This window comes from Reyranella aquatilis (assembly GCF_020880995.1).
Lineage (GTDB): Bacteria > Pseudomonadota > Alphaproteobacteria > Reyranellales > Reyranellaceae > Reyranella > Reyranella aquatilis.
In genome coordinates this window covers 20,330-40,065 of record NZ_JAJISD010000008.1, presented here as the reverse complement: position 1 = coordinate 40,065, position 19,736 = coordinate 20,330, and the positions used below count along the sequence as shown (strand labels likewise).

Genomic DNA, 19,736 nt, shown 5'->3' with positions numbered 1-19,736 from the left:
ACAGACCACACGAGGAGCCTGACATGACGACCACCCCCGCCACCACCGACCGCGAACTCGTGCTGACGCGCCTGATCGATGCGCCGCGCGAAAAGCTCTATCGCTGCTGGACCGAGCCGGCGCTGATGAAGCGGTGGTTCGCGCCCAAGCCCTACGAGACGCCGGTCGTCGAGGTGAATGTCAGGCCCGGCGGCGCGAACCTGATCGTGATGCGCGGCCCCGACGGACAGGACATGCCCAATCGCGGCATCTACCTCGAGGTCGTGCCGAACGAGCGCCTGGTGTTCACCGATGCGTTCACCGAGGCGTGGCAGCCATCGGCCAAGCCGTTCATGACGGTGATCCTCACCTTCGAGCCGCAGGGGGCCAAGACGCTCTACACCGCGCGCGTCCGCCACTGGACGGTCGAGGATCGCGAGGCGCACGAGAAGATGGGCTTCCACCAGGGCTGGGGCATCTGCACCGACCAGCTCGCCGCGCTTGCCGCGACACTCTAACCCCCGGGAACCGCACGGGCGAACGCGGTAGGCTGTCCCGGTTCAGCATGACAGGGGACAGCCACCATGCCCGCTCACGACCTCGCCGCGCTCTGGGAAGCGCATTGCCGCCACGAATTCGAGACGCGCGACGTGGATGCCACGATGGCCACCATGGTTGCCACGCCGTACGTGAACCATGTCCCGACCATGACGGGCGGCGTGGGGCACGATCAGCTCAAGCGCTTCTACAAGTACCATTTCATCGGCAACAATCCCCCGGATACGGCGCTCGTCCCGGTGAGTCGCACGATCGGCGCGGACCAGATCGTCGATGAAATGGTGTTCAGCTTCACCCATACAAGCGAAGTCGACTGGATGCTGCCGGGGGTCGCGCCGACCGGGCGCAGGGTCGAAATACCGCTGGTCGCCATCGTGCGGTTCGTCGACGGCAAGGTGGCGCACGAGCACATCTACTGGGACCAGGCGTCCGTGCTCGTGCAGGTCGGCCTGCTCGACCCGCGGGGCCTGCCGGTCGCAGGCGCCGAAACCACGCGCAAGATCATGGACAAGACCCAGCCGAGCAATGGCCTGATGGCCCGCTGGGCCGCCAGCGAAGGCAAGCCAATCTAGCCTGCCGCCCGATCATGCAACGCCCGCGTCTCGCGGCGGTTGATCCACTATAACCCTCAGGAGGATCGCATGATCGGAAAAGCCTTGATCGCAGTTGTCGCCTGCGCCGTGACGGCGGGCGCGGTCCACGCGCAATCGTCGAGCGGAGGCGCCAGCAGCGGCGGCATGTCGACATCGCCCGCACCGGCCGGTACGTCGCCGACCGTGCCGCCGCCGTCGGCGTCACCGTCGGCGTCTCCGTCGACCGGTACTTCGACCGTTCCCCCGGCGCCCGCGACATCCGGCGCGCCCAGCGCGGGCCAGCCCGGCGTCGGCTCCGATACGGGCCGGCAGGCTCCCCCAGCCGGAAGCCGCTGACCCTGCTGCCTAGTCGACTGTCATGTTGGCTTCCCGGACGATCGCCTCATAGCGCTTGCGCTCGGCGGCGATGAATTCGGCGAACTGCGCGGGCGTGCCGGCGACCATGTCGCCCCCCTGCCCGGCAACGATCGATCTCGCCCCTTCGCCGGCGCAGGCCCGCACGGTCTCGTCGGCGATCTTCTTCACCACGTCCGGCGGCATGCCCTTGGGTCCCAGCAGCCCGTACCAGGCGACCGATTCGTAGCCGGGCACGCCCGCCTCGGCGACGGTCGGCAGCTCCGGATAGTACTGGCTGCGCCTGGACGAGCTGACGGCCAGCGCACGCATCTTGCCGGTGGTGATCAGTTCCTTCGAGTTGGGCTGTGTGATCATCATGTTGACGTTGCCGGCCATCAGGTCGAGCTGGGCCGGATTGCCGCCCTTGTAGGCGACGTGAGTCAGGTTGAGCTTGGCCATGTGGGCGAAGAGTGCGCCCGCCAGATGCTGGGACGAGCCGTTGCCGCCCGAGGCGTAGGTGAGCGGCGGCGAGGCGGTTTTCGCCAGCTGGATGAGTTCGGGCAGCGTGTTGGCCTTGACCGATGGATGGACCAGCACGAGTTGCGGAAACGTCGCGAGCAGGCTGATCGGCGTGAAGTCGTTCACCCCGTCATAGGGCAGCTTCCGGTAGATCAGCGGATTAATGGCGTGCCCCATGGCCACGACGCTGAGCGTGTAGCCGTCGCCCGGCGCCTTGGCGACGATCTCGCCCGCCACGACGCCGTTGGCGCCGGCGCGATTGTCCGCCACGACGGGCTGGCCCCAGGCCTGGGCAAAATGCTGGCCGACGGCGCGGGCCATCAGGTCGGTCGTCCCGCCGGCGGCGAAGGGAATCACCATCCGGATCTGCCTGTCGGGATAGGTACCTTGGGCGCGGACGAGTGCGGGAGCCGCGGCGGGCGCAAGCGCGAGGGCGGCGGCGGCGCGCAGGAATGACGAGCGCTTCATTGTAGATAGTATCCCGACGGGGTGCCCTTGACGGTGGTGCGCTCGAGATGGCGGATCTCGCCTTCCTGGTAGTCGCCCAGCGCGATGTGCATGGTGCAGCGATTGTCCCACAGGATGATGTCGTCCTGCTGCCACTGGTGGCGATACACGAACTGCGGCCGCGTGGCGTGGCGCACGAGATAGTCGATCAGCGGCCGGCTCTCCTCCGGCGTCATGTCGACGAAGCACGAGACCTTCTCGCCGATGTACAGCGCCTTGCGGCCGGTCTCGGGATGCACCCGCACGACCGGCTGGGCGATCGGCGGATTGATCTTCTTCTGCTCCTTCTCGCGGTCGGAGTTCGGGTCGTCGACCTTGCGGGTGCCGGTATGGATGCCGTGCAGCCCCTCGATCATCTTCTTCATGCCCGCCGACAGCGTGTCGTACGCGAGGTACATGTTGGTGAACATCGTGTCGCCGCCGACCGGCGGAATGGTGATGCCGCGCAGCAGCGAGCCCAGCGACGGCACCGGCGTGAACGACATGTCCGAATGCCATTGCTGGCCGGTATACCGGGACGCCGACGGCTTGCCGTCCGGCTCCGGTATGTTGGTCACCAGCAACAGCTCGGGATAGTCGGGATGACGGTCGCGCGGCAGCGAATCGTGATTGTCGAGCTCGCCGAAGCGGCGGCTGAAGGCGATGTGCTGCTCGCGCGTGATCTTCTGGTTGCGGAACAGCAGGATGCCCTTCTCGAGGAATGTCCGGTGGATCTCGTCGAACTCGGAATTGCTGAGCGGCTGGGCCAGATCGACGCCCCGCACCTCGGCGCCGAGGGCATGGGAAAGGGGCCTGACGGAAAGCGGCATGGGGCGGATCCTCATTCCGGATGAATTTTCAGGACGGTGCGCCTCCCGCGGCTTTGCCGTCAAGAAATCCGCCCGCGGCCTGCGGAACAGGCGACGCAAAACACGCTATACAGGACGGAGATGATTGAGCTCCTCCACAAGACCGTCATGGGAACGCTGCGGCGCCTGCCGCTGCCGGCAGCCCGGCTGGGCTTCCGTGCCTACAACAAGGCCCTGCGCACCCTGGGGCCCGAGCATCTGGCAACGACCTATTTCGGCGCCCGGCTGTACTGCAATCCGCAGGATCTGATCCAGCGCATGATCCTCTATTTCGGCGTCTGGGAGCCAGACGTCTCGCGCGTCATCGAGCAGAACCTCTCGGCCGGCGACGTGTTCGTCGATATCGGCGCGAACATCGGCTACGACACGCTCCTCGCCTCCTCCCGCGTCGGCGCCACCGGCAAGGTCGTTTCGATCGAAGCCTCGCCGCGCACCTTCGCGCTCCTGCAACGCAACCTCGCGGCCAACCCGTCTTCGTCGAACGTGCGCGCCGTCAATGCCGCCGTGTCCGACAAGCCCGGCACGCTCGACCTCTACGAGATCAACGAAGGCAATATCGGCGCCGCGACCACGCTCGCCTCGCGCGGCGGGACGCTGATGGCCTCGGTCGAGGCCCTGCCGCTCGCGGAAATCCTGAAGCCCGACGAGCTGGCCCGCCTGCGGCTCATCAAGATGGACGTGGAAGGTGCGGAGCCGCCGATCCTGCGCCACCTGCTCGAGCAACTGTCGCGCTATCCCGCGACGATGGACATCGTGGTCGAGGCGAGCCCCGAAGACGATTTCGAGGCCTGGCGCGACGTCTTCGACCGGATGCGTGCCGCGGGCTTCGCCGCCTGGGCCATCGAGAACGACTACGAACTTGACTGGTACCTGCGCTGGCGGCGCCCCGCGACGCTGCAGCGCGTCGAGACCATGCCGACGCGCCAGCAGGATCTCCTGTTCACGCGACGTCGCACCAGCCTGCCCGGTTAAACCACGCTCGCCAGGACGGCCTCGCGCAGGACCCGCAGCGACGGCACCCACTGGTCGGGCGTGTCGTAGTTGCCGGCCGTCACGGCGACCAACAGGTCCATGCCGGGAAAGACCCAGAGGCGCTGCCCGCCGTTGCCGTAGGCGCCCTGGTAGCGCTCCAGGCGGTTGCGGTTCCAGCGCGCCGCCGACGGCACGGAAAAGCCCATGTCGCCCATGTACCACTGATAGCCGTAGCGGCGGACTTCGTCGCAGCTCACATACGGCGTCGTGGTGCGTGCGATCCACTCCTGCGGCACGATGCGCTTTCCTTCGATCTCGCCGCCTTGCAGCACCAGTTGCCCGATCCTCGCCAGATCGCGTGGCCGCAGGCGCAGGCCGGATGCGGCGAAGGCGTCGCCCTTGTCGTCGGTGAGCCATTCGCTGGGGCCGAGGCCCAGTGGCTCGAACAGCGCCTCGCGCGCGAAGTTGTGCAGGCTTCGGCCCGTCCCTTGCGCGATCATGTGGCCCAGCAGCGCCGTGGCGCCGCCGCTATAGACCCAGCGCGTGCCGGGCTCGAACACGACGGGCCGGCCGAGTACGTAGCGATAGCGGTCGACGGCGCGGTCCATCTCGATCTCGCTGTTCGTGGGATCGGTGTAGGGCACGCTGAGTTCGTCCCAGTCGGTGCCCATGGTCATCGTGAGCGCGTGGTGGACCGTCCACTTCGCGCGACCGGGATCGCTGCCGAGATCGGCATATGCCGGAAACGCCTGGAGCAACGCCGCCTCCGGCGGCGGCACCTTGCCCTGCGCCAAAGCGATTCCATAGAGCAGACCCACGATGCTCTTCGACACCGAGCGCAGATCGTGCAGCGTGTCGGGACCGAACGATACGACGCCGAGCGAGCGTCCGCGCGCATGGTCGCTGCCGTCGAAGTAGCGTTCGAGCAGCAACTTGCCGTGACGCGCCACCAGCACGGCGTGGACATTCCAGATCCGTTTGTCGGCGAACAGCCGGTCGAGCCTTGCCGAAAGGTCGGGCGCGAAACCCGCCGCCTCGGGAGATTGCTTCTGCCACGACGCAGATTGGGCGGACGAAATCGATGGCGCCATGAGCATCGCTCCCAGCGAGGAAAACAGCAGCCGACGGTTAACGTGGCGAGAGGTCACGGGTGCAAGGCCATCACGGAGCCGGCTCCTCGAAGAACGGCCTTACCCCGCCGGGCTTGTCAGCTGCCGCCGCAGCGCCACGCCGTCAATTCACAGGTCGAACCGGCGGGGCCTTGCTGGCAGAATCGCAGAGCATTGGCCTTGGCCGAGTTGGCGTCGTTGCCGTAACCGAAACCCGGTCCCCTCTGTGTGCCCTCCGCGATGGCGATGCAACGGGCGAGTGTGACGTTGCCCACCTTGCAGCCAGGCTTGGCGCAACGCGACAACGCCTCGTTGATCGTGGTCTGGCGGTCGGTCCTGCCCCAGCCCAGGCCCCAGGCGCCGGTCGAGGAGTCGTAAGCATAGGTCACCCAATATTGCGGTGCCTGATTCTGGGCGTGGGCGGTAGCGGCGCCAGCGATCAGCCACGAGAATAGAGCCACGAGAGCCAAAAAACGAAACATCGATCCCCCCCGAGTTCAGGTGGCGCAGTCTTCAATGCCAGGTAGCCCTTGGCAACTGGCCGGCCGCGCCGGCAACGAATTCGTGATTCCGGTCTCGGGATCACGCGGCCCAAGTCGAGCAGCGGCCGCCGACCGCCCCACGGGGTGCGGTTCAGCGGCAGGGTTCCATCCCCATCGCCGAGTTTGCGCCACTGCCATCGCGCAACGATCGCCGGTCGTCGGTCGTTTGTCACATCGGAAGCCCAAGAGCTGGAGTTCCTTCCTGAGGAGTGTGGCAATGAAGCGCGATCGAGACGGGCGGCGACCACGCGTCGCCATATGCGCCGCGGCCTTGTTCGTGCTGGCCGTTCCCATGTCGCTCCAGGCGCGCGAAGTCGAGCAGCAGGCGGCCCTGGCGGCCTCTTCACCGACATCGATGTGCATCGACAAGGACGATACCGCGCCCGCGACGCGCATCGTTGCGTGCACAGTCGCCATCGATGCCAAAACCCTGAAGGGACGTGAGTTGGCCACAGCCCACCTCAATCGCGGCCAGGCCTACCGCGCGGTCGGCGACCGGGACCGCGCGGCGGCGGATTACGGCGCGGCCATCAAGCTGTTCGACGAGGCGACCAGCACCGCGTCGCTCGATGCCAGCCAGTTCCTGCAACGCGGCATCGCCCACCACGCGCTCGACGACGTCGATCGCGCGCTTTCCGACTACGACGAGGCCATTCGACTCGATACGGGCAATGCGCTGGCCCATGTCGACCGCGGGATCCTGATCGCCACGCGCAAGGCCGACATGCGGCGCGCCATCGGCGACTTCGATCGTGCGCTGGCGCTGACGCCCGACAACGTCGACACGCTGATCCTTCGCGGCAATGCATACACGTCCGTCGGCGAGCACGGCCGTGCACTTGCGGATCTCGACCGCGCCGCCGCGCTGGCGCCCGACAATCCCCGCGCCTTCATGGTGCGTGGCCTCGTCAATGCACGGTTGGGCGACATGCAGCGTGCCTTCACCGACTACAACATGGCGCTGTCGCTCGATCCGAAATACGTCGACGCGCTGGTCAATCGCGCGGCGATCCTGTCGATGCGCGGCAACATCGACAAGGCGATCGCCGATCTCGATCAGGCACTGGCTTTGAAGCCGGACCACGCACTCGCCAGCTACAACCGCGGATATGCGCACTTCGCCCGACAGGACTATCAGAAGGCCATCGCCGACTACACCAACGCCATCAAGGCCGACGGGCGCATGGCCTGGGCCTACAACAATCGCTGTCTGGCGCGCATGGTGGCGGGCCACGATCTGGCCGAGGCGCTGTCGGATTGCGACGAGGCCCTGAAGCTGCAGCCCGACAATGTGCAGACGCGCGAAACGCGGGGCTTCATCTTCCTCAAGCTCGGCGAGAGGGACATCGCGCTGCGCGAATACGAGGCCGCCCTGCGTACCGACCCAGACCGCCCGCTCGCCCTCTACGGCCGCGGCCTGGTGCGGGTGGCGAAGGGAGACCTCAAGAGCGGCGAGGCCGACAAGGCTGCGGCGCGGGCCTTGATGCCCGGCGTCGAACGCCAGTTCACGACCTACGGCGTGAAGTGATCGGGCGCCAGAGCGTCGTGAGCGGTCCGCGCGCTCCAGCGATGGGATCCATTTCGGGCAAAGGAACTGCGGCCACCGCCCGGCACACCGTGTCGATGTCGACCTCGCCGGGCCGCCTCTGATCGAAGCGGCCGTTGGCCGGATAGGCGCCGACCACCAGCAGGTCGCGGCTGGCGGCGAGACGGCGGTGGCCCGTGCCGGCCGGCAGGACCACGACGTCGCCCGCGGCCACATCGAGCGTCACGCCGGCGCGTCCACCGAACTGCACGCTGGCCCGACCGGCAGCGATACCAAGCACCTCGTGGGCGGCGGTGTGAAAGTGAAGGAAGGGATGAATGCCGTTCCGCCACGCCTGCGTCCAGTTGTGTGTCGCGAACGTCCTTTCGAACCAGCCTGCCGCATCGCCTGCAGCATCGGCCGGCACGACCTCCCGATAGAGGAGCAGCGGCAGCGTCGCGTTGTTGGGCGTCTCGCCATCGCTCTCGAAACGGAAGGTTGAAGGCGCAGGAACCATGCGGCCAGTCCACACCGCGCCAGCGGAGTTGGCAACCTCACACCCCCCTTCGCGGTTGAGTCGACAAGCGAGGAGAAGGACATGCGCCACCACGTCCAGCCAGCCACCTCCGCGGACGTCGCCTATCTCGCGGCTCGCCTGGAGGATGGGCCAGTATCCCTGGATTGGCCGGAGAAGGATCCCGGCCGCCGACTCCTGGAGGCCTGCGCCTTCAGCACGCAGATCTGGGCCGCGCGACGGCTGAGTGACGGCGCGACCAGCGCGCTTTGGGGCGTGACACCCCGCCTCGACAATCCGGACGTCGGCTATGTCTGGATGCTGACCACACCGTCGTTCGACGACGATCCCCGCGAACTCTCGCTGCTTTGTCGCCTCGTCCTGGGCGAGATGCTGGATCAGTTTCCCCGGCTCGAGCAGCAAATCGATGCGCGGCACGATCGCGCGCTGAACCTGTTGCGTGGTCTCGGCTTTATCATCGGCGAAGCCCGGCGTGATCTCGATTCGTCGGCCACTCTGCATCGCGTGTGGCTTGATTCGGCGAAGCTCCGCAATTCCCCAAGCGATCCGGGTGAAACACTCGTCCACTAGCTGGTCAGGCGAAAGAAGGACTGCGCCGACGAGACAAAAGAAAGCCCCGCCGCCATTTCAGGCGCGGGGCCATTTCGGGACCGAAATCCCGTCGCCTCGAGGTCACCATTACATCCGTGGCTCACCTCCGGCGTCGTCCCGCGATCTCTCGACCCTCAGGACTTGGCTGATATGGGAACTCTCTACGGGACTTCAAGGGTCATATCATCTGCATAACGCTTTTTGGTTTGCGCATGGCTTGCGGGTCTGCCTAACGTAGTGTCCTTCTGGGGGAGACTACATGTTCAAGACCCGTCGTTCCTTGCGCACGCTGGCTAACCTTCTGCCGTCCGGGGCGCTCGGCCTGTCGGTCGGACTGGCGGCCGCAGACGCCGCCGCCGGTACCTCCGTGCCGGAGCGCCAGGAGGGCTCCGTGGCCCAGCGCCTGCAATCGCTCCGCCTCGACGTATCGGTCGCCCTCGAGCAGTACCGCAAGGACGGCGAGCCGTTCGTGGCCGTCGATTCCGAGGAGCGCCTCGCCTGGTGGGGCAATGGCGGCTGGCGCAACGGCGGCTGGCGCAACTGGGGCAATGGTTGGCACAACTGGTGAGTATGACCGCCACGCCTGAAATCGGCATGGTGGTCGTGCAGCCGACGGCCTTCTGCAACATCGCCTGCACTTATTGTTACCTGCCCGACCGGTCGAACAAGCACGTCATCGCCCAGACGACGGTGACGCGGCTGTTCGAGCAGATCTTCGCGTCGGGCTGGGCCTCTTCCGAGATCACCGTGATCTGGCATGCCGGCGAGCCGCTGGTGGTGCCGGTTTCCTTCTATCGCGAAGCCTTCGCGACGATCGAACGGATGCGGCCGGCGAGCGTCCACGTCCGTCATTCCTTCCAGACCAACGGCACGCTGATCGATGCCGACTGGTGCGCGCTGTTCAAGGACTGGAACGTCGGCGTCGGCGTCAGCCTCGATGGCCCCCGTGAATTGCACGACCTGCATCGCAAGAGCCGCAGCGGCAAGGGCACGTTCGACAAGACCATCGCGGGCATCCGCTGCCTGCGCGAGCACGACGTGCCGTTCCACGTGATCTCGGTCCTCTCGCACACCAGCCTCGACCAGCCGGAGGAGCTGCTCGACTTCTACCTTTCCGAGGGTATCGACCAGATCTGTTTCAACGTCGAGGAGTCCGAGGGCGACCATGTGTCGAGCCTGTTCCACGGACCCGAACTGCGCCGCCGCTATGCCGCTTTCCTGCGGACCTTCTGGCACCGCGCGCGGGAAAGCGGCCGCGTCCGGTTCCTGCGCGAGATCGACCTCGCCCTGCCGCGCATGTTCAGGCCGGAGGGCGTGCCGACGCGCAACATCCAGACCGAGCCGCTGGCCATGCTGAACGTCGACAGCCACGGCAACGTCTCGAGCTTCAGCCCCGAACTGCTGGGACTGAAGAACGCGGCGTACGGCGACTATCTCCTGGGCAACATCAACTTCCAGACCCTGCAGGAGATCCGCGACGTGTGCCTCGCCTCGCCGCTCCATCGCGACATCGCGGCGGGCGTGGAGGCCTGCAGCCGGTCCTGCGATTATTTCTCGGTGTGCGGCGGCGGCGCCCCGGTGAACAAGCTGTTCGAGAATGGCAGCCTGACCAGCACCGTGACATCCTACTGCACCCTCACGCAGATGGTGCCGACCGACCTCATTCTCGAGGCCTACGACCGTCTCGAACACAGTCCGGCCGCGGCGGTCTCCGCCGCGAACGCACTCTCCCTTTCCGTCACGGGCGGCTCGGCCGCTCCAGAGCCGTCGAGGATGCCATGAAGCGCATGAAGCTCTTTGCGATCACGTCCCTGGTTGCCGCCGGCACTCTGCTGGCGGGCTTCGCCGCGAACGCGCAGCAGCCGCCCCAGCAGCAGGCCGCGCCGTCGACCCCGAAGGACGCCGGTCCTCCCCCGGGCGGCGGCGCCCCGGGCCCCGAAGGCACGCGGCCCTTCCCGGTCATGTTCGTGACCAGCGTCGAGCTGATCCGCTCCGAACGCTCGGGCGGCATGGACATCATCCGCGCCCGCGGCCTCGTCACCTCCAACGCCTGGGGCGAGCCCCACCTGCTGCCGATCACCCGCGGCCAGGGCATCGACGGCATGCTCGACCTGATCTTCCAGGCCAGCGCCCCCACCGACATGGCCCCGCTCGGACCGTTCATGGTCGTCGAGGCCCTGCTGCCGGTTGCGCACGGCCATCCCTACAAGGGCATCCGCGTCCGCTCGGGGTACAACTCGGTCACCCTCAAGACCCTGCCGGGCTTCGCCGAGGTCGCGCCCCCGAAGGAAGACTGCGCCAAGTGCCTCGGCAAGTACTTCCAGGCCAAGGGCGCCGCCGCGCCCGCCGGCCAGGCCGCCGGCAACGTCGTGAAGGAAGAGGACCTGCCCTACCCGCTGCGCATCGTCCGCCCGGCCGACGGCATCCCGAGCTACCAGTACGAACCCAATCGCCTCACCATCGTTCTCTCCGAGGCCGGGCAGATCGTCGACGCCGCCTGGGACTGAAACAGGCACGCGGATTCATTGAAGTTTCCATTGCCAGGCCCGACACTCCAGATCGGCTTGGCCACTCTCCAGGGAGATATGCATGTCACAGGATCGTCGTACCGTGTGGACGCTGGCGCAGCTGCTGCCATCCGGCGCCCTCGGCCTTTCGGTCGGCCTCGCCGCCGCCGATGCATCGGCCACTGCCACGGCAGGACCGGAAGACTCGACGCGCGGCTCGGTGGCGGAGCGCCTGCAGTCGATCCGCACCGACGTCTCCAGCGCCATCGAACAGTATCGCAAGGACGGCGAGCCCTTCGTCGCCATCGACCGCGAGCAGACGCTCGCCTGGTGGGGCAACGGCTGGCACCGCGGCTGGGGCTGGCGCAACGGCGGCTGGGGCAACGGCTGGCACAATGGCGGCTGGGGCAACGGCGGCTGGGGTAACGGCTGGCACAATGGCTGGCACAACTGGTAGGCCGCACCGGAAACCGACCGTGAGACCTGTGCCTATTCCGGGCGGCGACGGCGCCGCAAAGCATTCGAGGAAGTCATGACCGTGAAGAAACTCTTTGCCCTCGCCTCTCTGGTTGCTACCGGCACGCTGCTGGCGGGCTTCGCCGCGAACGCGCAGCAGCCGCCCCAGCAGCAGGCCACGCCATCGACCCCGAAGGACGCCGGTCCTCCCCCGGGCGGCGGCGCCCCGGGCCCCGAAGGCACGCGGCCCTTCCCGGTCATGTTCGTGACCAGCGTCGAGCTGATCCGCTCCGAACGCTCGGGCGGCATGGACATCATCCGCGCCCGCGGCCTCGTCACCTCCAACGCCTGGGGTGAGCCCCACCTGCTGCCGATCACCCGCGGCCAGGGCATCGACGGCATGCTCGACCTGATCTTCCAGGCCAGCGCCCCCACCGACATGGCCCCGCTCGGACCGTTCATGGTCGTCGAGGCCCTGCTGCCGGTTGCGCACGGCCATCCCTACAAGGGCATCCGCGTCCGCTCGGGGTACAACGCGGTCACTCTCAAGACCCTGCCGGGCTTCGCCGAGGTCGCGCCCCCGAAGGAAGACTGCGCCAAGTGCCTCGGCAAGTACTTCCAGGCCAAGGGCGCCGCCGCGCCCGCCGGTCAGGCCGCCGGCAACGTCGTGAAGGAAGAGGACCTGCCCTACCCGCTGCGCATCATCCGCCCGGCCGACGGCATCCCGAGCTACGAGTACGAGCCCAATCGCCTCACCATCGTTCTCTCCGAGACCTCCCAGATCGTCGACGCGGCCTGGGACTGAGCGAAACCCGATACCGGTCGGCGACCGGCAAAGTCGCCGACCGTTTGTCCCGCTAGAGCGCTTCTGGGCGAGATTGAATCAAGCCGAACATTCAAACAACGACCTCACCCTGAGGAGCATCGCGCAGCGATGCGTCTCGAAGGGTGGGAACGCGCACCTTGCCTGTTGCCCATCCTTCGAGACGCACGCCTTCGGCGCGCTCCTCAGGATGAGGTAAGTGGGTCAATGTGAACTGGAACGGCTCTAGAGCGGCGGCAACGCGTGACGCAGCGGGTCGCTCGAAATCTGCATGAGACCGTCGAACGGCTGGCCCAGTTCCAGGATCAGATAGATCGCGCTGGCCGCCGAGAGCGCGCAGAAGAACAGCACGCTCAGCATCGTGCCGTTGGCATCCGCCGACATGGCGAAGGTGCCGAAAATGAAGCACAGCCACAGCACCAGCACGAAGACGAACGGCTTGGACAGCGAGTCCTGCGGATGCGCGAAGAGCGTGAGCTGTATCTGGGCCAGCGCATTGCTGACCACCGATGCCCGCGCCTGAAGGGAAGTCTGCAACGGATCGCGCGGCGCCAGCTGGCGCAGGCGGGTGATGACCTGGGCCTCGGACGCGGAATTCTGCGCCAGCGTCTGGTGCGGTGAGGCCTCTTCGCGCCAGATGGTATTCACGATGGCAGTCACATCCTCACGAAGCGCCCGGCGCAGGGCGACACCTTCGGCGCCGTAATCCTGCAGGAGCCGGTCGAGCTCGATGACGCTGGCGACGAGCTGCCCGACCTGGCTGTTCGTCGCCTCGTAGGAAGCCCGCGTCGAGGCGAAGAGCAGCGCCGTGACCAGGGCGGCCATGGTGGCGACCAGCGCCGTCGCGAGCTTGATGACATCCTTGGAATCGCCGGTGAGGTGGGTTTCCGGCAGCTTGCGCCGCATGGTGACGCCGAGGGCGATGGACAGCAGGATCAGCCCGAGGGCCGAGAGGGCAACCAGGACAGCACTCAACTCTTCCACCTCGTCGTGTCGCGCCGCGTCCGGCTAGTATCGCGGGATGAGCCTACCGAGGACACCTTACCAGACCGTTACGCCGGACTACTTCGCCCGCCGCGGACTTCGCCGCTACGCCGGAGTCTTCTCTCTCTGGGCCCTGGGCGTCGGCGCCGTCATCTCAGGCCACTATTCGGGCTGGAACCTCGGTCTCCTGGCGGGTGGATGGGGCGGCTACGCGCTGGCCGCCTCCATCATCGCGGTCATGTATCTCGGCCTCGTCTTCTGCATCGCCGAGATGGCGGCCGCCCTGCCCCATACCGGCGGCGCCTATTCCTTCGCGCGCGCCTCGATGGGGCCCTGGGGCGGCTTCGTCACCGGCCTCTGCGAGAACGTGGAGTACGTGCTGACACCCGCCGTCATCGTCTCCTTCCTCGCCACCTATCTCGCGGCGGTGTTCGAGACCCCGCCGGCCTGGCTGCCGGCTTACTGGATCGCGGCCTACGCGGTGTTCGTGGGGCTGAACGTGCTGGGCGTCGAACTCTCGTTCCGGGTGACCGTCGTCATCACCCTGGCGTCGCTCGCGTGCCTCGTGGTGTTCTGGATCTCAGCGCTGCCGGTCGCCGATTTCGGCCGCCATGCGCTCAACATCGGCGCCGGCCCCGGCGGCACGCCGGTCGAACTGCCACAGGGTGGCGGACCTCTGCTGCCCTTCGGCCTGCACGGCGCGCTCGCAGCGTTGCCCTTCGCCGTGTGGCTGTTCCTCGCCATAGAACAGCTTCCGCTCGCCGCCGAGGAAGCCCGGGAGCCGTCGCGCGACATCCCGCGCGGCATCGTCGCCGGCCTGCTGACGCTGTTCGTTTCCGCGGGCCTCACCGTCTGGCTCAACGCCTCGGTCGCGCCCGGGAGCTTCCAGCTCGGCGGCTCCGGCGAACCGCTCCTCGACGGCTTCCGCGCGACCTTCGGCAGCGGGCTCGCCAAGCTGCTCGCATTGGTCGCCTGCATCGGCCTGATCGCGAGCTTCCACACCATCCTCTTCGCCAAGGGCCGCCAGATCTATTCGCTGTCGCGGGCCGGCTACTTCCCGCGTTTCCTGTCGATCACCCATCCGCGCCACAAGACGCCGTACATCGCGCTGATCGCCGGCTCCGCCGTCGCGCTCGCCCTCCTGTTCGGCCTCTGGTTCGGCATGGGCGCCGAGAAGGGCAGCGCGGTGATCCAGGGCATGCTGCTCAACATGGCGGTCGCCGGCGCGATGCTGTCCTATCTTCTGCAGGCGATCAGCTTCCTGGTGTTGCGGGCGCGGCTGCCCGGCCTCGCGCGCCCCTATCGCTCGCCGTTGGGACGGGCGGGTGCGGTCGTCACGATCGCGATCGCGTCCGTCACGCTGGTCTATCAGCTGCTCGACCCGGTGTTCGTCTCGGGCGTGCTGGGCGTCGGCGCCTGGTTTGCCGCGGGGATCGTCTGGTTCGCCCTGGCAGGCCGCCACCGGCTCGTTCTCTCGCCGGAGGAAGCCTTCGCGCTCGAGGCGCGCAGGTCAGTCGCCGACTGAGGCGGCCTTCGCTTCGAGATCGCGCTCGGCCAGGCTGGCGGCGACCTGCTTGCGGAAACGCTCGAACTCCGGCCCGCGCAACTGGGCGCGCTTCAGTTCCGGATGGGTGACCGGATTGACCGGCTTGCCGTCGACCTGGAGCTCGAAGTGGAGATGGGCGCCGGTCGAGCGGCCGGTGCTGCCGACGAAACCGATCACGTCGCCGCGCGACACCGTCATCCCCGCCTGAAGCCCGGGCGCGAACCCCAGCATGTGCCCATAGACGGTGGCCAGCCTGCCGCCATGCTCGATGCGGACCCAGTTGCCGTAGCGGCCGTTCGGGGCCGCACCGACGACGAGCCCGTCGGCGGCGGCGCGGACCGGCGTGCCGGCCGAGGCGACCAGATCGACGCCCTCGTGCATGAAGAGCGAGCGCGAGGGGCGCGGCGGGATCGCATAGGCCGGCGTTCCGCGCGATGCGCCGTAGGACGACCCGCCATAGGAAGACAGGCCGGGCATCGGCGCGGCGGACGCGAAACCAGAGGCCGCGCGCGGCATGTCGAGCGCACCACCGGTCGGCAGTCCGGGCGGCAACCCGGGCCGGTCGCGCAGCGGACCGCCGGCGCCCTGCGGCTTGCCGGCGTAGAGCGGCGGCGGCTGGTCGAACGGATCGGCGCGCAGGCCGAAGCCCGAGGAGATCGACACGGTATCGAGGGGAAGGCGGAACGACGGCAGGGTCGCGGACTGGCCGCTCGCCATCCAGAAGCGTTCGTTGTTGTCGCGCGTGCGGAAACGATGGATCGCCATCACGCCCTTGGGCGTGCGCAGCTCCATCCAGAGCACGCGGCCGACATCGAGTGGCGCGCCGCCCTGCGTGAAGGTCCGCTCGTAGCGGACGTAGAACCGGTCGCCGTCGCGCATTTCCTTGGCCAGGTCGACCGAGGTCTCGAGCGCCTGCATGGCCTCGAGCATGGCCGGCGCCGGAACACCCGCCGCCACCGCCGAGGCGGCAAGCGATCCGCCGGCGATCGTGCCGGAAACGCCGAGCCGGCGCTCGAACGGCAGGTACGCCTGGAGCCGCTCGTCATCGAGCCCGTCGCCCAGCAGCCGGTCGGCCACCCTGCGTCCCCGCGCCTGGACCGCTTCCGGCACGGGCCCGGTCGAGACCGGCGGCGGCAGGTTGTCGGCGATGGCGATGAGCGGCTGTGGGAGCGTGATCTCGATCGCCAGGCTGCGTTCGAGCAGCCCGTCGATCGAGGCGATCTCCACGAAATTCCAGTGGTCCCGCAAGCCGGCGAGGACGGACGGCTGGTCGTGCAGCGGCGGCAGTTCCGGGCCGAGTAGGCGCAGCTCGGCCACGCGGCCCTCGCCCGTCGCCTGCGTGCCCGCGCCCCACGGCCGATCGCCGGCGATGCCCTGGGACATCCCGCCGAAAAGCAATGAAGCGGCAAAAGCCGCGGCGACCGAGGGTCGAGTCATCAGGTCCTTCTTGTAGGGCCTACGTCGGGGCATCGCTCGTGACCGCCGCGTGGCCGGCGAACCTTAGCTCACTTGGGAGAGGGCTTCCACGCCCTCACACGCCTTTCCGCCTCGGCGATTTGCGCAGGGTTCATGCGCGCCGCCAGCGTCGCGAGGTCCTTCCGCGCCTGATCCAGGCGGTCCTGGTTCTTCGCGGTGTAGCGGTCGATCGACAGCTTGATCCACTTGTAGGCCTCGATGTCGTCGCGCGGGGGGATCCCCTCGCCGAAGCCCAGCATGAAGCCGATATTGTTCTGGGCCCGTGCATATCCCTGCCGCGCGGCCGCGAGATAGAGGCGCGCCGCCTCGTTGAGATTGCGCGGCACGCCTTCGCCGCTCCAGTACATGGCACCCAGCAGGGTCTGCGCCTCCGCCTCCCCCTTGGCGGCCCAGACCTTCCAGATGCGAACCGCGGTCGCCATGTCCTTGCGCTCGTAGGCGCCCGCCGCCTGGCGCATCTGTTCCTCGTAGGATTGCGCCGATGCGGGCGCGGCCAACGCCGCAAGGAGGAGGACCAGCAGGGCGGAGAGAGCGGATTTCATGCCCTCCGGTATGGCGAGCCAAACTTCGTTCGACAAGTCCGCGGAGGCCCTCGCCGACCGGTGTCGCGCCGCCGGTCCGGCGCGCAACGCCCGCCCGGCCGGAGCGTTCGGCAGTCAGGCTCCGCCACACAGAGGATCGGTCATGGCAACCTCCGTCGATACGCCCCTCCAAACCCCGGCCCAGGAACTCCGCGATCATCGCGAGACCTACGATCGCTTCAGCCGGCTGGTCCTGTTCGCCGTTCTGCACATCGCACTCGTGCTCTCGTGCATGGCGTTGGCCTTCCTCGGCCATATCCCGGTGCTGGCGGTCCTGCTGGGACTGGGCGGCACCCTGGCCCTGCTGGTCGCCTTCGCCGTCACCGGCTAGCGCGTGGGGCGAGACTCCGGATCCCGACAGCGCGCGCCATAGACACGGGTCCAGGCGCGTGTGAACTCTGCGCCCAGCAGGAAGATCAGCGTGGAGTAGAAGATCCACAGCAACAGCACGATGAGCGCCCCGGCCGCGCCGAAGCTCGTCGCCACGTCGGTCTGGCCGATATAGAGGGCGATCAGGTACTTGCCGGCCTCGAACAGGCCGGTCGCCATGAGCGCGCCCACCGCCACGTCGCGCCAGCGGATCGGCGTATCGGGCAGAACCTTGTACATCACGGCGAACAGGCCGGAGATCAGCACGATGGAGATCGCGAGGTCGGCCGCCTGAACGGCGAACTCGGCGACGGGAAACCTGTATTTCAGGAAGCGGGCCAGGGCCGTCAGCGCCGCACTCAGCGCCAGCGACACCATCAGGACGAAGCCCAGCGTGATCACCAGCCCGAAGCTGGCCATCCGCGCACGCACCAGGCGCGACAGGGTCGAGCGGGTCGATTTGGCCTTCCAGATCGCGTTCAGCGCCGACTGCACCTCGCCGAACACGCCGCTGGCCGCGAGGAAGATCGTGACCAGTCCTATCAAGGTCGCGACCACGCCGGTCATGCGGTCGCCGGCGCTTCGGATCATCGCCTGCAGCGCCTCCGCCGTGTCGCGTCCCATCAGGCCGCTCAACTGGTCGACCACGGCGCCCTGGGCGGCGTCGCGGCCGAACACCAGCCCGGCGATGGCGATGACGAGCAGAAGCGTTGGCGCCAGAGAGAACAGCGTGAAATAGGCGATCGAGGCGCCGCGGCTGAAGGCGTCGTCGTCGATGAAGCCTTCGACGGTCTCGCGCAGCAGCCGCCCGAGGCGGCCCGGAGGGGCAATCGCGTTCACACGCGCAAAACGCAGCCGCGGCGAAATCGCTCCCCCATCCGGGCGTCGTTGTGACATGTTTCGCGGCCAACCCGCCGGCCAGACCTTTCAGGGATCAACGATGACCTCTTCCAGCCGCCGCCTGGTGCTCGCCTCCGCATTGGCCCTGCTGTGCCCGCTGCCCGCCCTCGCGCAGCCCGCCCCCGACGTCCTCCAGAAGGTCGAGATCCTGCTCGACTGGAAGGCGCTGCCGACATACGGGGGCTTCTTTCTCGCCCGCGAGATGGGCGCCTTCGAACGGCGTGGCCTCGAGGTCACCTTCGCGGAGACCCAGGGCGCGATCTCATCGGCCGAGATGATCGGCTCGGGCAAGCAATACTGGATTGGATCGTCGAGCGGCATCGCGACCGCCATCGGCCGGTCCAAGGGCGTGCCGATCAAGAGCCTGGCGGTCTACTACGCCAAGACACCGACCGTGGTCTACTCGCGCGGCGAGGACCGCATCGCCCATCCGCGCGACCTCTACGGCAAGACGCTGGGGCTGGTACCAGGCAGCATCACCAACGAGGAGTTCCGCGCCCTTCTCGCCGCGAACAAGCTCGACCGCAGCAGGATCAAGGAGACGACGGTCTCCTGGAGCGCCTACGACCTGATCGAGAAGAAGGTCGATGCGCTGATCGACTACGATGAGATGGCACCGTCCGAACTGATCGCAGAGGGTCGCCGCATCACCATGATCCGGCTGAGCGATTTCGGCGTGAGAGCCTACAGCCTGAACCTGATCGTCAACGACGCGGCATGGGCCGACCCCGCAAAGCGCGAAATCGCCCGCAAGGTCGAGGACGCGGTGCAGGAGGGCTACAACATGGTGCGCGAACGGCCCGGTGACGCCGCCCTGCATTTCTCGCGCCTCTTTCCGCGGCTTGCCCCGCGTTATGTCGACCGCAGCATGGCGACCGTCTCACAACAGCTTTCCGGCCCGCCCACCGGCCAGCAGACCCGTGCCGGCTGGGAAGCGACGATCGCCACGCTGGAGTCGCTGGGGCTGCTGGCCAAGCCGATCACCGTGGACGACGTGGCCATCCTCGACTGAGGCCCGGAGCGGACTCGCCTACCAGCCCCAGAGCAGTTTGCGCGAGATCCACCCGCGCAGTCCCTCGCGTTGGACCTTCACCCAGCCGCCACGGCGTTCGAGCGTCTTCAGCGTGTCGCCATAGGCGAATTTGCCGACGATGCGGCTGGTCGTCGTCGGCTGGCTGCGCAGGTTGGCGATTTTGACCTTCACGATGTGATACGCCGTGCTGCTGGTGAGCTTGCGCAGGACCCAGCCCTTGTCGTTCTCGAAGTCCGCCACGTGCAGCCAGTCGCCGCGGCGGCCGACGATCTTCAGCGGGAACCCTTTTCTCACCACCCATTCCGCCGGATGACTCTGCCCCGGACCGCTGCGGAAGTTCACTTCTTCGGCGGCAATACTCACCATCTGCTGGGCATCGGCCCGCAAGCTGCCCAGTGCGAGAAAGGCAGCGAGGAGAACGGTCAATCCATGACGACATGACAGCAT

23 protein-coding genes are annotated in these 19,736 nt (G+C 67.6%); 13 read left to right on the top strand and 10 right to left on the bottom strand.

The features are described 5' to 3' along the window. The first annotated feature begins 23 nt into the window (after positions 1–23). A complete protein-coding gene (locus tag LJ725_RS18330; RefSeq protein WP_230552098.1) occupies positions 24–497 on the top strand; it encodes an SRPBCC family protein in 474 nt (157 codons plus the stop codon). Positions 498–563: 66 nt separating this feature from the next. Then, positions 564–1,109: an ester cyclase gene (locus LJ725_RS18325; protein WP_230552097.1), complete on the top strand. Its 546-nt coding sequence runs from the start codon at positions 564–566 to the stop codon at positions 1,107–1,109. A 366-nt stretch (positions 1,110–1,475) separates the two neighbouring features. Here the strand turns inward: LJ725_RS18325 and LJ725_RS18320 are convergent, their stop codons facing one another. Together LJ725_RS18320 and LJ725_RS18315 are read right to left on the bottom strand one after the other, a co-directional pair. After that, positions 1,476–2,453 (bottom strand): tripartite tricarboxylate transporter substrate binding protein, encoded by a 978-nt coding sequence (locus LJ725_RS18320; RefSeq protein WP_230552096.1) that lies wholly within the window; start codon positions 2,451–2,453, stop codon positions 1,476–1,478. Continuing rightward, complete coding sequence (locus LJ725_RS18315; RefSeq protein ID WP_230552095.1) at positions 2,450–3,301, bottom strand: TauD/TfdA dioxygenase family protein; 852 nt, start codon at positions 3,299–3,301, stop codon at positions 2,450–2,452. Before LJ725_RS18315 ends, LJ725_RS18320 begins: the two co-directional genes overlap by 4 nt. Before the next feature lie 120 nt (positions 3,302–3,421). Between LJ725_RS18315 and LJ725_RS18310 the strand changes: the two genes are divergently transcribed. Next, positions 3,422–4,312: an FkbM family methyltransferase gene (locus LJ725_RS18310; protein WP_230552094.1), complete on the top strand. Its 891-nt coding sequence runs from the start codon at positions 3,422–3,424 to the stop codon at positions 4,310–4,312. On the opposite strand, the gene LJ725_RS18305 is transcribed toward LJ725_RS18310, so the two are convergent. Together LJ725_RS18305 and LJ725_RS18300 are read right to left on the bottom strand one after the other, a co-directional pair. After that, positions 4,309–5,403: a serine hydrolase domain-containing protein gene (locus tag LJ725_RS18305; protein ID WP_230552093.1), complete on the bottom strand. Its 1,095-nt coding sequence runs from the start codon at positions 5,401–5,403 to the stop codon at positions 4,309–4,311. The two genes, LJ725_RS18310 and LJ725_RS18305, sit on opposite strands and share 4 nt — an antisense overlap. A 116-nt stretch (positions 5,404–5,519) precedes the next feature. Then, complete coding sequence (locus tag LJ725_RS18300; RefSeq protein WP_230552092.1) at positions 5,520–5,903, bottom strand: DUF4189 domain-containing protein; 384 nt, start codon at positions 5,901–5,903, stop codon at positions 5,520–5,522. Between the two features lie 277 nt (positions 5,904–6,180). Between LJ725_RS18300 and LJ725_RS18295 the strand changes: the two genes are divergently transcribed. Then, positions 6,181–7,491: a tetratricopeptide repeat protein gene (locus LJ725_RS18295; RefSeq protein ID WP_230552091.1), complete on the top strand. Its 1,311-nt coding sequence runs from the start codon at positions 6,181–6,183 to the stop codon at positions 7,489–7,491. Here the strand turns inward: LJ725_RS18295 and LJ725_RS18290 are convergent. Next, complete coding sequence (locus tag LJ725_RS18290) at positions 7,469–8,005, bottom strand: cupin (RefSeq protein ID WP_230552090.1); 537 nt, start codon at positions 8,003–8,005, stop codon at positions 7,469–7,471. The genes LJ725_RS18295 and LJ725_RS18290 overlap by 23 nt on opposite strands. Before the next feature lie 81 nt (positions 8,006–8,086). Between LJ725_RS18290 and LJ725_RS18285 the strand changes: the two genes are divergently transcribed. The 6 genes from LJ725_RS18285 (at position 8,087) to LJ725_RS18260 (ending at position 12,382) form a co-directional block, all read left to right on the top strand. Beyond that, positions 8,087–8,593: a hypothetical protein gene (locus tag LJ725_RS18285; protein WP_230552089.1), complete on the top strand. Its 507-nt coding sequence runs from the start codon at positions 8,087–8,089 to the stop codon at positions 8,591–8,593. 280 nt (positions 8,594–8,873) lie between these two features. Then, a complete protein-coding gene (locus tag LJ725_RS18280; protein WP_230552088.1) occupies positions 8,874–9,182 on the top strand; it encodes a hypothetical protein in 309 nt (102 codons plus the stop codon). Between the two features lie 2 nt (positions 9,183–9,184). Beyond that, a complete protein-coding gene (gene grrM / locus LJ725_RS18275; RefSeq protein WP_230552405.1) occupies positions 9,185–10,396 on the top strand; it encodes a cyclophane-forming radical SAM/SPASM peptide maturase GrrM/OscB in 1,212 nt (403 codons plus the stop codon). Next, entirely contained in the window at positions 10,393–11,121 is a 729-nt protein-coding gene (locus tag LJ725_RS18270; RefSeq protein ID WP_230552087.1) for a hypothetical protein, read from the top strand. The genes grrM and LJ725_RS18270 overlap by 4 nt, the downstream gene beginning before the upstream one ends. Before the next feature lie 82 nt (positions 11,122–11,203). Continuing rightward, entirely contained in the window at positions 11,204–11,578 is a 375-nt protein-coding gene (gene grrA, locus LJ725_RS18265) for a GrrA/OscA1 family cyclophane-containing rSAM-modified RiPP (protein WP_230552086.1), read from the top strand. Between the two features lie 75 nt (positions 11,579–11,653). Then, positions 11,654–12,382 (top strand): hypothetical protein, encoded by a 729-nt coding sequence (locus LJ725_RS18260; RefSeq protein ID WP_230552085.1) that lies wholly within the window; start codon positions 11,654–11,656, stop codon positions 12,380–12,382. A 243-nt stretch (positions 12,383–12,625) separates the two neighbouring features. Here LJ725_RS18260 and LJ725_RS18255 read toward each other — a convergent pair whose 3' ends face one another. Continuing rightward, positions 12,626–13,375: a bestrophin-like domain gene (locus LJ725_RS18255; protein WP_230552084.1), complete on the bottom strand. Its 750-nt coding sequence runs from the start codon at positions 13,373–13,375 to the stop codon at positions 12,626–12,628. Between the two features lie 46 nt (positions 13,376–13,421). On the opposite strand from LJ725_RS18255, the gene LJ725_RS18250 reads away from it, so the two are divergent. Then, on the top strand, positions 13,422–14,909 hold the full coding sequence (locus tag LJ725_RS18250; protein WP_230552083.1) for an amino acid permease: 1,488 nt from the start codon (positions 13,422–13,424) through the stop codon (positions 14,907–14,909). Here the strand turns inward: LJ725_RS18250 and LJ725_RS18245 are convergent. Then, entirely contained in the window at positions 14,895–16,367 is a 1,473-nt protein-coding gene (locus LJ725_RS18245; protein WP_230552082.1) for a M23 family metallopeptidase, read from the bottom strand. The two genes, LJ725_RS18250 and LJ725_RS18245, sit on opposite strands and share 15 nt — an antisense overlap. Before the next feature lie 68 nt (positions 16,368–16,435). After that, positions 16,436–16,948 (bottom strand): tetratricopeptide repeat protein, encoded by a 513-nt coding sequence (locus tag LJ725_RS18240; RefSeq protein WP_230552081.1) that lies wholly within the window; start codon positions 16,946–16,948, stop codon positions 16,436–16,438. A 142-nt stretch (positions 16,949–17,090) separates the two neighbouring features. Here LJ725_RS18240 and LJ725_RS18235 point away from each other — a divergent pair, with 142 nt between their 5' ends. Next, positions 17,091–17,318: a hypothetical protein gene (locus LJ725_RS18235; protein ID WP_230552080.1), complete on the top strand. Its 228-nt coding sequence runs from the start codon at positions 17,091–17,093 to the stop codon at positions 17,316–17,318. Here LJ725_RS18235 and LJ725_RS18230 read toward each other — a convergent pair. Next, complete coding sequence (locus LJ725_RS18230; protein ID WP_230552079.1) at positions 17,315–18,196, bottom strand: YihY/virulence factor BrkB family protein; 882 nt, start codon at positions 18,194–18,196, stop codon at positions 17,315–17,317. The genes LJ725_RS18235 and LJ725_RS18230 overlap by 4 nt on opposite strands. 100 nt (positions 18,197–18,296) lie before the next feature. On the opposite strand from LJ725_RS18230, the gene LJ725_RS18225 reads away from it, so the two are divergent. Next, entirely contained in the window at positions 18,297–19,268 is a 972-nt protein-coding gene (locus LJ725_RS18225; protein WP_230552078.1) for an ABC transporter substrate-binding protein, read from the top strand. An 18-nt stretch (positions 19,269–19,286) separates the two neighbouring features. On the opposite strand, the gene LJ725_RS18220 is transcribed toward LJ725_RS18225, so the two are convergent. Next, positions 19,287–19,736 (bottom strand): SH3 domain-containing protein, encoded by a 450-nt coding sequence (locus tag LJ725_RS18220; RefSeq protein ID WP_230552077.1) that lies wholly within the window; start codon positions 19,734–19,736, stop codon positions 19,287–19,289.